At 58.9% G+C, this 13,854-nt stretch carries 14 protein-coding genes; 2 read left to right on the top strand and 12 right to left on the bottom strand.

Translation table 11 applies throughout. The features are described 5' to 3' along the window. Nucleotides 1-83: 83 nt before the first annotated feature. The 9 genes from ACOYXE_RS01700 to ACOYXE_RS01660 form a co-directional block, all read right to left on the bottom strand. A complete protein-coding gene (locus ACOYXE_RS01700) occupies nucleotides 84-689 on the bottom strand; it encodes an START domain-containing protein (protein WP_236427518.1) in 606 nt (201 codons plus the stop codon). Nucleotides 690-730: 41 nt separating this feature from the next. Then, a complete protein-coding gene (locus tag ACOYXE_RS01695; RefSeq protein ID WP_007908349.1) occupies nucleotides 731-985 on the bottom strand; it encodes a YkgJ family cysteine cluster protein in 255 nt (84 codons plus the stop codon). Between the two features lie 166 nt (nucleotides 986-1,151). After that, a complete protein-coding gene (locus ACOYXE_RS01690; protein ID WP_160058982.1) occupies nucleotides 1,152-1,622 on the bottom strand; it encodes a translation initiation factor 2 in 471 nt (156 codons plus the stop codon). A gap of 78 nt (nucleotides 1,623-1,700) precedes the next feature. Continuing rightward, complete coding sequence (locus ACOYXE_RS01685) at nucleotides 1,701-3,140, bottom strand: aminotransferase-like domain-containing protein (protein WP_007908347.1); 1,440 nt, start codon at nucleotides 3,138-3,140, stop codon at nucleotides 1,701-1,703. 202 nt (nucleotides 3,141-3,342) lie between these two features. Continuing rightward, nucleotides 3,343-4,155 carry an OmpA family protein gene (locus ACOYXE_RS01680; protein ID WP_405123099.1) on the bottom strand — a complete coding sequence of 271 codons (813 nt, stop codon included), beginning with the start codon at nucleotides 4,153-4,155 and terminating at the stop codon, nucleotides 3,343-3,345. Beyond that, entirely contained in the window at nucleotides 4,152-4,508 is a 357-nt protein-coding gene (locus ACOYXE_RS01675; protein WP_174244473.1) for a DUF4398 domain-containing protein, read from the bottom strand. The genes ACOYXE_RS01680 and ACOYXE_RS01675 overlap by 4 nt, the downstream gene beginning before the upstream one ends. 9 nt (nucleotides 4,509-4,517) lie before the next feature. Next, nucleotides 4,518-5,339, bottom strand: a complete 822-nt coding sequence (locus ACOYXE_RS01670) for a substrate-binding periplasmic protein (RefSeq protein ID WP_405123098.1) — start codon at nucleotides 5,337-5,339, stop codon at nucleotides 4,518-4,520. Between the two features lie 80 nt (nucleotides 5,340-5,419). Next, nucleotides 5,420-6,349 carry an electron transfer flavoprotein subunit alpha/FixB family protein gene (locus tag ACOYXE_RS01665; protein WP_127929312.1) on the bottom strand — a complete coding sequence of 310 codons (930 nt, stop codon included), beginning with the start codon at nucleotides 6,347-6,349 and terminating at the stop codon, nucleotides 5,420-5,422. Between the two features lie 2 nt (nucleotides 6,350-6,351). Next, on the bottom strand, nucleotides 6,352-7,101 hold the full coding sequence (locus ACOYXE_RS01660; RefSeq protein ID WP_007908338.1) for an electron transfer flavoprotein subunit beta/FixA family protein: 750 nt from the start codon (nucleotides 7,099-7,101) through the stop codon (nucleotides 6,352-6,354). Between the two features lie 551 nt (nucleotides 7,102-7,652). Between ACOYXE_RS01660 and ACOYXE_RS01655 the strand changes: the two genes are divergently transcribed. Next, complete coding sequence (locus ACOYXE_RS01655) at nucleotides 7,653-9,317, top strand: electron transfer flavoprotein-ubiquinone oxidoreductase (RefSeq protein WP_016985998.1); 1,665 nt, start codon at nucleotides 7,653-7,655, stop codon at nucleotides 9,315-9,317. Nucleotides 9,318-9,414: 97 nt separating this feature from the next. Here the strand turns inward: ACOYXE_RS01655 and ACOYXE_RS01650 are convergent, their stop codons facing one another. Next, on the bottom strand, nucleotides 9,415-10,305 hold the full coding sequence (locus tag ACOYXE_RS01650) for an AraC family transcriptional regulator (RefSeq protein ID WP_160058985.1): 891 nt from the start codon (nucleotides 10,303-10,305) through the stop codon (nucleotides 9,415-9,417). Between the two features lie 192 nt (nucleotides 10,306-10,497). Here ACOYXE_RS01650 and ACOYXE_RS01645 point away from each other — a divergent pair, with 192 nt between their 5' ends. Continuing rightward, on the top strand, nucleotides 10,498-11,550 hold the full coding sequence (locus ACOYXE_RS01645) for an NAD(P)-dependent alcohol dehydrogenase (protein ID WP_160058986.1): 1,053 nt from the start codon (nucleotides 10,498-10,500) through the stop codon (nucleotides 11,548-11,550). On the opposite strand, the gene ACOYXE_RS01640 is transcribed toward ACOYXE_RS01645, so the two are convergent. Both ACOYXE_RS01640 and ACOYXE_RS01635 read right to left on the bottom strand, forming a co-directional pair. Beyond that, nucleotides 11,547-12,350 carry an IclR family transcriptional regulator gene (locus tag ACOYXE_RS01640; protein WP_158960093.1) on the bottom strand — a complete coding sequence of 268 codons (804 nt, stop codon included), beginning with the start codon at nucleotides 12,348-12,350 and terminating at the stop codon, nucleotides 11,547-11,549. The two genes, ACOYXE_RS01645 and ACOYXE_RS01640, sit on opposite strands and share 4 nt — an antisense overlap. 61 nt (nucleotides 12,351-12,411) lie before the next feature. Further along, the gene (locus tag ACOYXE_RS01635) at nucleotides 12,412-13,722 is read right to left on the bottom strand and encodes an MFS transporter (protein ID WP_116030469.1); all 1,311 of its coding nucleotides are present in this window, start codon (nucleotides 13,720-13,722) and stop codon (nucleotides 12,412-12,414) included. Nucleotides 13,723-13,854 lie beyond the last annotated feature (132 nt).

The following is a 13,854-nucleotide window of genomic DNA, read 5'->3' as shown; positions in this document are numbered from 1 at the left end:
TGCAACGCATATCTGGAAACACAATATAGATACAAAACAAAACGCCCCGACTTGTTCGGGGCGTTTCGCTGAACGCGGGCCGATTACTTCTCGGCGCGTTCTTTCAAAGCTTTGAGGGTGTTGAACGGAGCATCGACGACAAATTTGTTGGCAACCATTGCTGGCACGCTGCCACCTGGTTCGGTGTGCACTTGATAAGTGACTTCAACCTGGTCGCCCTTCGGTACGAACTTCCAGAAGCCTTTGACCTGCTGCACGCGGACAAAGCCTTTTTCTTCAGGAACGTACGTCGGCAGACCTTTGAGGTTGCGGGTCAAGCTGCCGTCGGCGCCTTCGACGGTGGTGACTTCGATCACCGAGTCACGCGGGGTGACTGGCCAAGGGGTGTTGAACTGGGTGTAGGTCCAGCTCTTGTCGCCTTCGTGCTTGAGCAGTTTCTGGGTCTTGCACTCGTGAATCCAGGCGCAGGCGCCGGAGACGTCTTCCTGCAGTGCGCGCAGTTTGGCAACGGTGGTTTTCATCAGCGCAACGCCTTGGTAGGACTTGTAGTCCGAGCCCGGCACTTCACTCAGGGAAACCTTGATGCCGTCCTCGTTCTTGGCGACTTTCCAGTCTTCAGCCTGGGCGACGGACGTGGCCAGCACAGCGGTCAAACCACACAACACAGCGATACGATGCAGCGAACCCATAGTCTTATTCCTTATTGTTGAAGTTCCGTTCGTTTGACACATCACGCCGCCGTCATCTGCTCCCACCAGCCGATCAATCTGATCGCTTCTTCCGAGCTGCTGCCACAGACTTCGACATCCGCTGCGAAGCCGGAACAGACTGCCGGGCGCTCAGGGCGGCCGAAAATGCTGCACAGGTTTTCGACCGAGAGCTGCACGCAACGTTCGCCGGCAGGTTTGCCATCAGGCATGCCGGGAATCGGCGAACTGATCGATGGGGCAATGCAGCAAGCGCCACAGCCTTCACGGCATTTCATGACGAACAATTCCTCGCGACGGGCAATGTGTAAAAGGGACGCGGAACAGAGTAACCGCTAAAACGGCTGTTTCAAATTCCCGGAACCGGGGTTTTCACCGATAACTGAATGTGACTGACCAGTCTCCGACAAAGCGTCTGGTCTGCGGGTCACAGATGGTCTGGATTTACTGTTTGAATTCGAAATCCAGTGCTGCGCCTTCGACTTCGCGGCGCTCTTCGTTACGCAGCTGCAACTGCATTTCATTGCTGAGCAAGCGGCCGTTGAGCTGGAATCCGTTGTTTTTTTCGCCAAACATCTGCGGCAGGATCGGCTCGCGCTTGGGCAACTCAACCGTGCCTTTGGGCTTCAACTCCTGAACCATGTCCTTGGGCAGGCTCAGATCGAGTCTGGCCGGCGGCAATTTGGTTTTCACCACTTCGCTGGCGGGTTTTGATTTCGAGGCGACCGGCTTACGCTTCTTGATGACTTTTTGCTGGGTTTTCTTCGCCGTAGCGGCTTTCTGCACAGGTGGATTTTTTTTCGCGGGGCTCGTCGCAGCCGGTTTTTCCTGAACCGCAGCGGCCACGGCGCCAGGCGCATGACCGATCATCAGCAAACCCAACAAAACCCAAGCAGCAGGAAAAATCGCTTTCATGGACCCAACGACACTAACGGCAGAGGGCCATATGCTCGCTTGTTGGGCGCCACAAGACAAGCATCAGCCAGCGCTCGTTCAGAATCCGCCAGCAGTTTCCTGACACAGTTGCGTCGCCAGCATCCCCAGGGTCATCAGCGCCCGCTCCGCCTCGCGGTTCCACGGAATCCCGCAGTTGAGGCGGATACAGTGGTTGAACTGCTCGGTATTACTGAAGATCAGTCCCGGCGCAATGCTGATGCCCTGCTGCAACGCACGCACATGCAATTCTTGCGTATTGACCCTCCCCGGCAAGCTCACCCAAAGGATGAAACCGCCCGTGGGCCGGGTCATTTGCGTGCCTTCGGGGAAGTACTGCTGCACCGCCAACTGGAAGGCGCTGAGGTTTTTCCGGTATTCCTGGCGGATGTACCGTAAATGCCGGTCATAACCGCCGTTTTCCAGATAGGCGGCAATCGCCATTTGCGTCACGCTGCACGCCGAGTGGGTGCTGAAGGTCTGCAAGCGCTGGATTTCCTGCTGGTACTTGCCGGCGATCATCCAGCCGATGCGCACACCGGGTGACAGGGTCTTGGAGAAGCTTGAACAGTAGATCACCCGGTCCAGTCGGTCATAAGCCTTGAGCGCTTTGGTTTTGCCTTGCTCGAACATCAGTTCGCCGTAGATATCATCTTCGACAATCTGGATGTCGAAATCCGAAGCCAACCGCAGCAACTGCTTCTGCCGCTCTTCGGGCATGGTGCCGCCCAGCGGATTGCTCAGGCGCGTGGTCAGCACCAGCGCTTTGATCGACCATTGGTTGGCAGCCAGTTGCAGAGCCTCAAGGCTCATGCCGGTGGCGGGATCGCTCGGAATCTCGATAACTTTCAGGCCGAGCAGATCGGCCAGTTGCAGCAAACCGTAATAGGTTGGCGATTCGGCGGCGATCAGATCACCAGGCCGGGTCAGTACGCGCAACGACATCTGCAAGGCGTCGACACAACCGTGGGTGATCACCACTTCCGACGGATCGACCACCACACCGGCGTCGCGCATGCGGATCGCCACTTGCCGGCGCAGCGGCTCAAAACCGGGGCTGAACATGTAGCTGAAAGCACGCGGACTATGGAAGCGGGTGACCTTGGCCAGTTGCTGATGCAGTGCGCGCACCGGCAGGTAATCGACACTCGGCACGGCCGCACCCAGCGGGAACACGCCTTCGCGGCGTGATTCGACCAGAACCTGTTGAATGATGCTGCTGCGGGTGACCAGCCCCGGCCGTTCGACCCGGGCAATGTCCGGCGTCGGCGCAGTCAGCGCGGGGGTCTGATGCACGTAATAACCGGACTGCGGGCGCGCCCGAATCAAGCCCTGATCTTCGAGATTGGCGTAAGCCTGCAACACCGTCGCATGGCTGACGTTGAGCTGCGAACTCATCTTGCGCACCGAAGGCACGCGCTCCCCCGGTTGATAGACACCACGGCGGATGTCTTCGGCCAGTTGCTGAGCAATACGTTGGTAGAGCAAGAGATTGGTCATGACGCAGCACTCGATTTCACGGGCATTTTATTCTTGTGTGAAACAATACCGGAACAGTTTGGAAGTGTACTGGGACAGTTGCTACATTACTCGACCATACAGTGCGGTGTCTGCCCCTGACTGTACTGATTTGTGGGCCATTCGACAGACGTAAAAAAGCCCGGCACTGCATGACAGTCCGGGCTTTCCAGAGACGCAACCCTTAACGGGCGGCGCCGAGCTGGCCTTTTTCATCGGAGAAGACAATCTCAACCCGACGATTCTGTGCCCGTCCGCGCTCGGAAGCGTTGGCGTCCACCGGGTATTCGTCGCCGTAACCTTCGACCTGAATGCGTTTGTCGTCGATGCCCAGATCCATCAACACGTCGGCGACCGATTGCGCGCGGTCACGAGACAGCTTGAGGTTTTCCTGTTTGCCGCCGGTGCTGTCGGTGTAGCCCTCGATGCGCACCACGCGTTTCGGGTTCAGTTGCAGGAACTGCACGATTTTCAGGACGACACGGTTGGCCGAGTTTTTCAGCTCCGCTTCACCGGTATCGAACAGCACGTCGCCGAGCGTCATAACCAGACCCCGGTCAGTCTGCGTGGTGGCCAGTGCTACGATCTGTTCTTCCAGCCATTTGCCCTGTTGCTGCACGCTGAGCAACTTCGATTCACGCAAGGCCAGTTGCAAGCGCTGGCGATCCAGTTCCAGTTTCGCCGCGCGCTCTTCGTTGAGCACCTGATTGGTGTGCTCGCGGGCGATTTCGCTGTAGCGCTGGCTCAGGTAGGCGTAATGCACCACGTCCGAACCGCTGCCCCAATAGGTCGACAGGCGATCGGCACGGGCCAGCGACTCACCGGCGCGGATCACGTCTTTCGGCGCGATGCGCAGCACATTGGAGTCTTCCTTGACCTTCTGGAAATCGGCACTGGCTTCTTGCAGCGCGGATTCGCTGTGCTGGCCGGCGCAGCCGTACAGGCTGACACACCCGGCGAGGATCAGGCCGCCGAGAAGTTTCGACTTGAGGCTCATTGGGCATCTCCCAGTTGCTTGCGCAGTCGGACGATACGGGTGTTCAGCACATTCAGCTGTTCTTGACTTTTTTGCGTCAGCACTTTGGCTTCGGCCAGACGTGCATCCAGTTCAGCCTGTTCCGAACGCATGCGTGCGTTGCGGTAGGACTCGTCAGCCATGTTGCCTTTGGCGCGGTTGTATTTGGTTTCGGCCAGTTTCATTTCCGGCACTTCGTCGGCGGTGGCGCCAACAGCTTTGGCCTGGGTGATGGCTTGCTCGGTCAGGCGCATTTGTTCATTGGGTGCCGGATCGGTTGCGCAACCGGCCAGAGCCAGAACGGCCACAGCCGCGAAAAGAGGTCGAATACTCACTAAGAATCCCTACTGTTTTGGGGCACTGACAGGTGGTTGCGGCTGTTGCTGCTGCGCCTTCCAGCGCTCGATATTGCGTTGCAGCGCGGCTTCCGTCAGTCCGGACGCGGGCAATTCTGTCATCTTTTTGGCTAGCTGTCCGCGCAACCACGGATCGTTGCACGCCGAGTTATGCGAAACCGCGAGGAACAGGCCCGGGCGGTCGATGGGTTGCTCGAACGCCAGCAGATCATTGGCCATACCCAACGCCTGCGCGCCGGCCATGCCCGAGTAGCGCCCGGCGAGTACATATTCGACTTCACCGAGAAGCAATTTCTGCAGGGCCTGGGTGAGGTTGGCTGTCTTGGTCAGGGTCAGATTCTGCTCGGCGAAAGTGCCGAATGCCTGGGTGATTCGAGACTTTTCCGACAACGCGCCCGCGTGGCCGTGCAGGTCTTTGGCTTCGCTGTAGACCAGTGTCGAGCCTTTGCGTGTCCACACCAGATAGTCGTTTTGCAGCAATGGCGGATAGACGTAATCGAGGTTTTCCAGCTCAGTGAATGTCAGCGGCGCGTCGGCGAGCATGTCCATGCGCCCACTACGTACTTCGTCGAGGGCTTGCGAGCGTTTGCCGGCGTAAAGCAACTCGACCTTGATGCCGAGATCTTTGGCGACTTGTTGCAACAGGTCGGCGCTGGCGCCGATCAACTGCTTGGGATTCTGCGGGTCCTGCCACAGATACGGCGGTGCATCCGGGCTGCCGGTGACGACGAGGCGTTCGCATTTGCCGGCGGCCATCGCCAGCCCCGGCAACAGGGCCAATCCCAACAACCATCCGCAACGCAGATCCATGGCAAAACGCTCCCACTCAAATCCAAGACAAAAAAAAGCCCGACCAAAAGGTCGGGCTCTTTATAAGTGAAGCCGCTGGATTAGACCAGCTTCTCCAGCTCAGGTACTGCTTCGAACAGATCCGCCACGAGACCGTAATCGGCCACCTGGAAGATCGGCGCTTCTTCGTCCTTGTTGATCGCAACGATCACTTTGGAGTCTTTCATACCGGCCAAGTGCTGGATCGCGCCGGAGATACCGACGGCGATGTACAGCTGTGGCGCAACGATCTTGCCGGTCTGACCGACCTGCATGTCGTTCGGTACGAAACCTGCGTCGACCGCGGCGCGCGAAGCACCGACGGCAGCGCCCAGCTTGTCGGCCAGGGCGTACAGGTGTTTGAAGTTGTCGCCGTTCTGCATGCCGCGGCCGCCGGAAACGACGATCTTGGCAGCGGTCAGTTCCGGACGGTCGGACTTGGCCAGCTCCTCGCCAACGAAGCTCGAAGTGCCCGCGTTGTGCGCAGCAGCGACGGCTTCAACAGCAGCCGAACCACCTTCAGCAGCAACCGGGTCGAAACCGGTGGCACGCACGGTGATCACTTTGATTGGCGCGGTCGACTGTACGGTAGCGATGGCGTTACCGGCGTAGATCGGACGCTTGAAAGTGTCAGCGCTTTCGACCGAGATGATCTCGGAGATCTGGTCAACGTCCAGCTGCGCAGCAACGCGCGGCAGGATGTTTTTGCCGTTGGAGGTAGCGGCAGCCAGGATGTGGCTGTAGCCAGCGCCCAGCTCTGCAACCAGAGGAGCAACGTTTTCCGGCAACTGATGCGCGTAAGCGGCATTGTCAGCGTTGAGGACTTTGCTCACGCCAGCGATTTTCGCAGCGGCTTCCGCCACGGCGCCAGCGCCCTGACCTGCAACCAGAACGTGGATGTCGCCGCCGATTTTGGCAGCAGCAGCCACGGTGTTCAGTGTGGCCGGGGCCAACACTTTATTGTCGTGTTCAGCGATTACCAAGATAGTCATGGTCAGATTACCTTCGCTTCGTTTTTCAGTTTCTCGACCAGTTCAGCCACCGACTTGACCTTGATGCCTGCGCTGCGTGCCGCCGGCGCTTCGACTTTCAGGGTCTTGTTGGTGGAGGCGGTGGAAACGCCCAAAGCGTCCGGAGTCAGCACTTCAAGAGGCTTCTTCTTGGCTTTCATGATGTTTGGCAGAGACGCATAGCGCGGCTCGTTCAAACGCAGGTCAGTGGTGACGATTGCCGGCAGTTTCAAGGAAACTGTCTGCGCGCCGCCGTCGATTTCGCGAGTCACGGCAACGCTGTCGCCAGAGACTTCGACTTTCGAGGCGAACGTGCCCTGACCGTAGCCGCTCAGTGCCGCGAGCATCTGGCCGGTCTGGTTGTTGTCGCTGTCGATGGCCTGTTTGCCGAGGATCACCAGCTGCGGCTGTTCCTTGTCGACCACAGCCTTGAGCAGCTTGGCCACGGCGAGCGAGGTCAGATCTTCAGCGGATTCGACGAGGATGGCACGGTCGGCACCCAGAGCCAGTGCGGTACGCAGCTGCTCCTGAGCGGTGGTCGGGCCGATGGAGACGACGACGATTTCAGTCGCAACACCTTTCTCTTTCAGGCGTACGGCTTCTTCCACTGCGATTTCGCAGAACGGGTTCATCGACATCTTGACGTTGGCGAGATCGACGCCGGAATTGTCCGCCTTGACGCGAACCTTGACGTTGTAATCCACAACGCGTTTGACAGCTACAAGAACCTTCATGGATTCCTCGTTACTCTCCGGTGAAAAGAAAGTCGCCTAGGCGAACCTGGCGGTTGATGCTCATCAGGCTAAAAGGGCACCTCTAAAAACGCCGACCGGGGTGCGAGGTGATTGCACGGCGTTGAGGGGTGCGACCGTTCGTCAGTGGTGACCGACAAGTCATTGATCCTCACGCGGTGTAAACTGCGCGCCAGACTGCGCTACGCATCACCTTCTATTTGCCTGTGCCCTGTCTTTAGACGTGCTCTTGAAACCACCAGTCTGCCTACGACGAGCGCAAAACCGCCCGTATCTTGACCGGAACGCCTATTCCGGTCAATACAGCAAAATGACCATTCATAAGCCGCGCTTCTTTGATTTCTCTGGGCTGGAGCCAATTCAAACAAACGTTTGTATTGGACGCTAGGAGTGGTGTAGATATAATGCGCCGCCTAGAGAGAAAGGTCTGTTCTCCAATATTCCCCTTGACGTTAACGTAAAGGAATAGCGGATGCGACATCAAACCTCCAAATTAGAAAAAAAACTGTTGAGCCTTGAGTAGGAGATAGCCTGTGGAACGCGAATACATGGAATTCGACGTGGTCATCGTCGGTGCCGGCCCCGCTGGCCTGTCCGCCGCCTGCCGTCTGAAGCAGAAGGCCGCCGAAGCCGGTAAGGAAATCAGCGTCTGCGTGGTCGAAAAAGGCTCCGAAGTCGGCGCACATATCCTGTCCGGTGCCGTGTTCGAACCACGCGCTCTGAACGAACTGTTCCCGGACTGGAAGGAACTCGGCGCGCCGCTGAACACGCCAGTCACCCGCGACGATATTTTCGTGCTGAAAAACGCCGAAAACGCGCAGAAGATTCCAGACTTCTTTGTGCCCAAGACCATGCACAACGAAGGTAACTACATCATCTCCCTCGGCAACCTGTGCCGCTGGCTGGCTCAGCAGGCCGAGAACCTTGGCGTAGAAATCTACCCGGGGTTCGCTGCTCAGGAAGCGCTGATCGACGAGCAAGGCGTGGTACGCGGGATCATCACCGGTGATCTGGGCGTCGACCGCGAAGGCAACCCGAAAGAAGGCCTGTACACCCCGGGCATGGAACTGCGTGGCAAATACACGCTGTTCGCCGAAGGCTGCCGTGGCCACATCGGCAAGCAACTGATCAAGCGCTACAACCTCGACAGCGATGCCGACGCCCAGCACTACGGCATCGGTCTGAAAGAAATCTGGGAAATCGATCCGGCCAAACATCAGCCAGGTCTGGTGGTGCACACCGCCGGCTGGCCGCTGGACATCATGGGCACCGAAAACACCGGCGGCTCGTTCCTTTATCACCTGGAAAACAATCAGGTGGTGGTCGGTCTGATCGTTGACCTGTCCTACAGCAACACCTACCTGTCGCCGTTCGACGAGTTCCAGCGCCTCAAGCATCACCCGGTGCTGGCTCAGTATCTGGAAGGCGGCAAGCGCATCAGCTACGGCGCCCGTGCGATCTGCAAAGGTGGCCTGAACTCGCTGCCGAAAATGGTCTTCAAGGGCGGCGCGCTGATCGGTTGCGACCTCGGCACCCTGAACTTCGCCAAGATCAAAGGCAGCCACACCGCGATGAAGTCGGGCATGCTCGCCGCTGAATCGGTGGCTGATGCACTGTTCGCGGAAAAGGACGGCACTGAAGAACTGACCACTTATGTGGACGCGTTCAAGAAGAGCTGGCTCTACGACGAACTGTTCGCCAGCCGTAACTTCGGCCCGGCGATCCACAAGTTCGGCGCCATCGTCGGCGGCGGTTTCAACTGGCTGGACCAGAACATCTTCGGCGGCAAACTGCCGTTCACCCTGCACGACACCAAGCCGGACTACGCTTGCCTCAAGCTCGCGGCCGACTGCAAGAAGATCGACTATCCGAAGCCGGACGGCAAACTCAGCTTCGACAAACTCAGCTCGGTGTTCATCTCCGGTACCAACCACGAAGAAGAACAGCCGTGCCACCTGAAGCTGACCGACCCGAGCATCCCGATCAGCAAGAACCTGCCGCTGTACGACGAACCGGCACAGCGCTACTGCCCGGCCGGCGTGTACGAAGTGATCACCAAGGAAGACGGCGAGAAGCGCTTCCAGATCAACGCCCAGAACTGCGTGCACTGCAAGACCTGTGACATCAAGGACCCTTCGCAGAACATCACTTGGGTCACGCCGGAAGGCGCTGGCGGCCCGACTTATCCGAACATGTAAGTCGAACCGCTGAACATCAAGGCTCCCGAATCGGGGGCCTTTTTGTTGCCCAAAATTCCTCTGACACCACAAAACTACTGTGGGAGTTATCATCGAATCAGGCGGCGCGCTCGTCACCCGGGCTGCGTTCGAAGTAGCGCTTATACTCGCGGCTGAACTGCGACGTACTCTGATACCCCACCCGATGCGCCACCTGCGCCACACCCAGCCCTTCCGCCACCAGCAACGTCTGCGCCTTCAATAACCGCAAACGCTTCAGATACTGCACCGGCGACAACAACGTGCTGCGTTTGAAGTGTTCATGGAATGTCGACACGCTCATATTCGCGCAACCGGCCAGCGTCTCCACGTTCAACGGCTCGGTGTAATGCGCATGCAGATGACTGATCGATGCCGCCACCCGGGCGAACTGCCCCTGCTGCTCAACCAGCGCGCGCAACACATCCGCTTGTGGCCCACGCAACGCGACGAATAACAACTCGCGCACCCGCGCCGGCCCGAGAATCTGGCATTCCAGCGGATCGTGCAGGCAACTGAGCAAACGTTCGACACAGCCACGCATATCATCGTCGAGCACCACCGAGGTCATCGACTCCGGTGTCTGTGCCGGAATATGCCGCCCCGGCGCCAGCCCCATGGCCAGCACCAGCTCACCGAGCAACACCCGATCAATCGCCACCGACACGCCGAGCAACGGCGCATCCGGCAAGGCGAAGGTCTCACATTCGAACGGCACCGGCAGCGCCTGAATCAGGTAATGCCCGGCACCGTATTCCATGGTGCGCGGCCCGAGAAACGCCAGTTTGCTGCCCTGGGCGATGATCATCAGGCTCGGCTCATAAATGTGCGGGCCACGGGCGACGTCGCAACTGGCGCGCAACACTTGCACACCGGGCAGCCCGGTCCGACTGTAACCATCGCGTAGCGCCAGCGGTTCGATCAGCGAAACCAGCCGGGCATTGGCATCAAGATGACGGGTCAATTGCATCGAATTGCTCTTCACAAAAAATCACGAAAACAAGGGATGAAAGCATCATCGCAGATCCTTTTGCCAATGCGACCGATCACCCCCGTATGCCGGAGGATTAGGCATGAGACCCGGAGGAATCGTCATGGTCGGACCGACAGTCGGCGCCCAGAATGCGCCGCCTCACTTGTTCCTGCTTTTGCGAGGTTTCACATGTACACAGCCATCGGTTATGCCGCCCAATCGGCCACCACCCCCCTCGCCCCGATGAAGTTCGAACGTCGCAGCCCGCGCGCCGACGACGTCGCCATCGAAATTCTTTACTGCGGCGTTTGCCACTCCGACATCCACCAGGCGCGCAACGAATGGGGCATCGCCGTTTACCCGCTGATGCCCGGCCATGAGATCGTCGGAAAAGTCACCGCGGTCGGTGCGAATGTCACCCAGCACAAAGTAGGCGATCTGGTCGGCGTCGGCTGCATGGTCGACTCCTGCCGCACCTGCGAAGCCTGCCAGTCGAACCTTGAGCAATATTGCCTCGAAGGCCCGACCATGACCTACGCCACCCCGGATCGTGTCGATGGTAGCAACACCATGGGCGGTTATTCGGACAGCATCGTCGTCAGCGAGCATTTCGTCGTACGCATTCCGGAAAAACTGGCGTTAGCCAGCGCCGCGCCAATCCTCTGCGCCGGTATCACCACCTACTCGCCGCTCAAGCACTACGGTGTGAAAGCGGGCGACAAAGTCGGGATTCTCGGCATGGGCGGCCTCGGCCACATGGGCATCAAATTCGCCAAGGCCATGGGCGCCGAAGTCACGCTATTCACCCGCTCGGCGAGCAAGGCTGAAGAAGGTCGCCGTCAGGGTGCCGATCACGTGATCGTTTCCACCGACGGCGAGCAGATGAAAGCCGCTGCCGGTTACTTCGACTTCCTGCTCGACACCATTCCGGTGCAGCACGATCTCAACCCGTACCTCGACACCCTGCGCTTCGACGGCGTGCACATTCTGGTCGGTCTGATCGAACCGATCGATCCACCGGTCCACGCTGGCAAACTGGTGATGAGCCGCCGCGTATTGGCCGGCTCGTTGATTGGTGGCGTTGCTGAAACCCAGGAAGTGCTGGATTTCTGCGCAGAACACAACATCACCTGCGACATCGAAATGCTCGACATCCGCCAGATCAATGAGGCTTATGCGCGCATGATCGCTGGCGACGTGAAGTACCGTTTCGTCATCGACATGGCGACCCTCAAGGTTTAAATCTTTAGACCGAGTTCCGCCGATAGCCGGGCTGTGACCCCTTTGATCAGGGGAATCAGCTCGGCCATTTTTTCCAGCGGCATGTACGGCACGGTGCTGGCGATACTGATTGCCGCCACAATGCCCTTGCTCGCATCGCGAATCGGCGCCGCCACGCAGCGGATCGACGGTTCGTTGTCCTCCAGATCGAACGCGTAGCCACCGGCGACGTATTCGGTCATGCGCTGCTCAAGCTGTTCCCACGACTGTTGGGGATGCTGCGGCCAGAACTGACTTTTCCCACCTGCCGGCAGGCTGATGTCGTACAGACGTTGCCAATCTTTCGGCGAGTCATCGAGCATCAACGCCTTACCGATACCGGTGCGTGCCAGCGGCATGCGATGGCCGACCCGCGAGCGCATTTCCGGGCCGTTGCGCCCCGGATTTTTCAGCAGATACAGCACCTCATCGCCTTCACGAATGCCTAAGTGCACAGTGTCGCCGGTCAATGCCGACAACTCGTCCAGGTAGGGTGCGGCCAAGGTCACCAGCGGCAATTCTTCGCGCGCCTGGAAACCCAGTTCGATCAGCTTCGGCCCGAGCAGATAACCGACTTGCGGCACCACGCGCAGGTAGCGCTCGTCGACCAGGCAACTGGCCAGACGATGGGTGGTGCTGCGCGTGGTGCCGATCAGCCGGGCAATCTCCTTGAGATCGCGGGCGCCGCTGGCCACCGCTTGCACCACACCCAAGCCACGTAACAGCGTCTGGGTGCCGGTGGGCGCGGCGTCCTTGGTTTTTTCCGGAGCGTCTTCCTGCATATCCAGCCTTTTACCGTTGAGCGAAGGAACGGGCGGCATTATGGTCGCCCGACGCAGACCACTACAACTCGATACGCTCGACCTTGCCGACCAGCAGCACGTAGGACAAAGCGCCGATCAGTGCGAGAACCGCGATATAGGTGATCGCCGGCGCGAAGGAATCGCCGCTGGCAAGAAAGCCGATAACGATCGGCGTGGCAATCGCCGACAGGTTGCCGATGAAGTTGAACACCCCGCCCGTCAGCCCGAGCAAACGCGCCGGCGCCAACGTCGACACCAGCGACCAGGTGATCGAGGCCAGACCGTTGCCGAAGAACGCCAGCGCCAGAAAGGCAATCACCAGGGGCGTCGACTCAACGAAGTTGGCACCGATGATCGAGGTGGAAATCAGCAGCCCGCCAATGATCGGCAACTTGCGCGCAAAGCCAACGGTGTAGCCGCGACGGATCAAGAAGTCGGAAAAGAACCCCGAACACAACACGCCAACGAACGCTGCGAGAAACGGCAGCGACGCCAACAGGCCGGACTTGATGAAGTCCATGCCGCGATACTTCACCAGATAAGTCGGGAACCACGTCAGGAAAAACCACAGCGTCGAGTTCAGGCAAAACTGGCCGAGGTAGATGCCCCACAACTTGCGTTTGGTCAGCACGATGCCCAAGTCGGTCCAGCTGAACTTGGCTTTGACCTTGGCCGACTCTTGTTGAATATCGACCAGACCACCGCCCTCGCGGATCAAGTCGATTTCCGCTTCGTTGGCGCCTTTGAAATCCCGTGGCTCGCGATACACCGCGTACCAGATCGCTGCCCAAATGATGCCCACCGCGCCGGTCGCGACAAAGACCATGTGCCAGCCGAATTCGTGTTGCAGCCAGGCCAGCACCGGGGTCAAAAATGCCAGGCCGACGAACTGACCCGAGGTGTAGAAACCGATGGCCGTGGCGCGTTCACGCTCGGGGAACCAAGTAGTGACCACGCGACTGTTGATTGGATACGCCGGGGCTTCCAGTGCACCGACCGCCATGCGCAAGACAAACAACGCGATGAAACTGGCGGCGAAACCAAGCATCACTGTGGCCAGCGACCACAGCAGCAACGCGACGCTGTAAAGAATGCGCGGCGGCACACGATCGACCAGCCAGCCGCCGGGGATCTGCATGGCGGCGTAGGTCCAGCCGAACGCAGAGAAGATCAGGCCGACGTGAATCGGATCGATGCCCAACTCACTGGTCAGCGCCGGCGCGGCAATCGACAGGTTGCTGCGGTCGAGGTAGTTGATGACCACGGTGATAAACAGCAACACCATGATGAAAAACCGCTTGCGGCTAGGCGTGACTAAAGACGCCTGCCCGGTGAGGGTTTGCGGTTGCATGAGAGATGCCTCTTCTTATGTTTATTGAGGTCATGACGCAAATCTCCCATCCATGTGGAGATTAAAACCTGTGGGAGCGACGGTGCGACGATTCGACCTGCTCGCGAAGGCGTCGGATCAGTCACATCGATG

The sequence above is a fragment of the Pseudomonas sp. MC6 genome (assembly GCF_054790575.1).
Note: the sequence above shows the minus strand (reverse complement) of the source record. Positions and strands in the feature narration are given on the sequence as shown.

Coding starts and splice junctions, on each gene's coding strand:
- ACOYXE_RS01700 (WP_236427518.1), bottom strand. CDS start 689: ATGGGTTCGCTGCATCGTATCGCTGTGTTGTGTGGTTTGACCGCTGTG.
- ACOYXE_RS01660 (WP_007908338.1), bottom strand. CDS start 7,101: ATGAAGGTTCTTGTAGCTGTCAAACGCGTTGTGGATTACAACGTCAAG.
- ACOYXE_RS01695 (WP_007908349.1), bottom strand. CDS start 985: ATGAAATGCCGTGAAGGCTGTGGCGCTTGCTGCATTGCCCCATCGATC.
- ACOYXE_RS01635 (WP_116030469.1), bottom strand. CDS start 13,722: ATGCAACCGCAAACCCTCACCGGGCAGGCGTCTTTAGTCACGCCTAGC.
- ACOYXE_RS01690 (WP_160058982.1), bottom strand. CDS start 1,622: ATGAAAGCGATTTTTCCTGCTGCTTGGGTTTTGTTGGGTTTGCTGATG.
- ACOYXE_RS01680 (WP_405123099.1), bottom strand. CDS start 4,155: ATGAGCCTCAAGTCGAAACTTCTCGGCGGCCTGATCCTCGCCGGGTGT.
- ACOYXE_RS01650 (WP_160058985.1), bottom strand. CDS start 10,305: ATGCAATTGACCCGTCATCTTGATGCCAATGCCCGGCTGGTTTCGCTG.
- ACOYXE_RS01670 (WP_405123098.1), bottom strand. CDS start 5,339: ATGGATCTGCGTTGCGGATGGTTGTTGGGATTGGCCCTGTTGCCGGGG.
- ACOYXE_RS01665 (WP_127929312.1), bottom strand. CDS start 6,349: ATGACTATCTTGGTAATCGCTGAACACGACAATAAAGTGTTGGCCCCG.
- ACOYXE_RS01645 (WP_160058986.1), top strand. CDS start 10,498: ATGTACACAGCCATCGGTTATGCCGCCCAATCGGCCACCACCCCCCTC.
- ACOYXE_RS01685 (WP_007908347.1), bottom strand. CDS start 3,140: ATGACCAATCTCTTGCTCTACCAACGTATTGCTCAGCAACTGGCCGAA.
- ACOYXE_RS01640 (WP_158960093.1), bottom strand. CDS start 12,350: ATGCAGGAAGACGCTCCGGAAAAAACCAAGGACGCCGCGCCCACCGGC.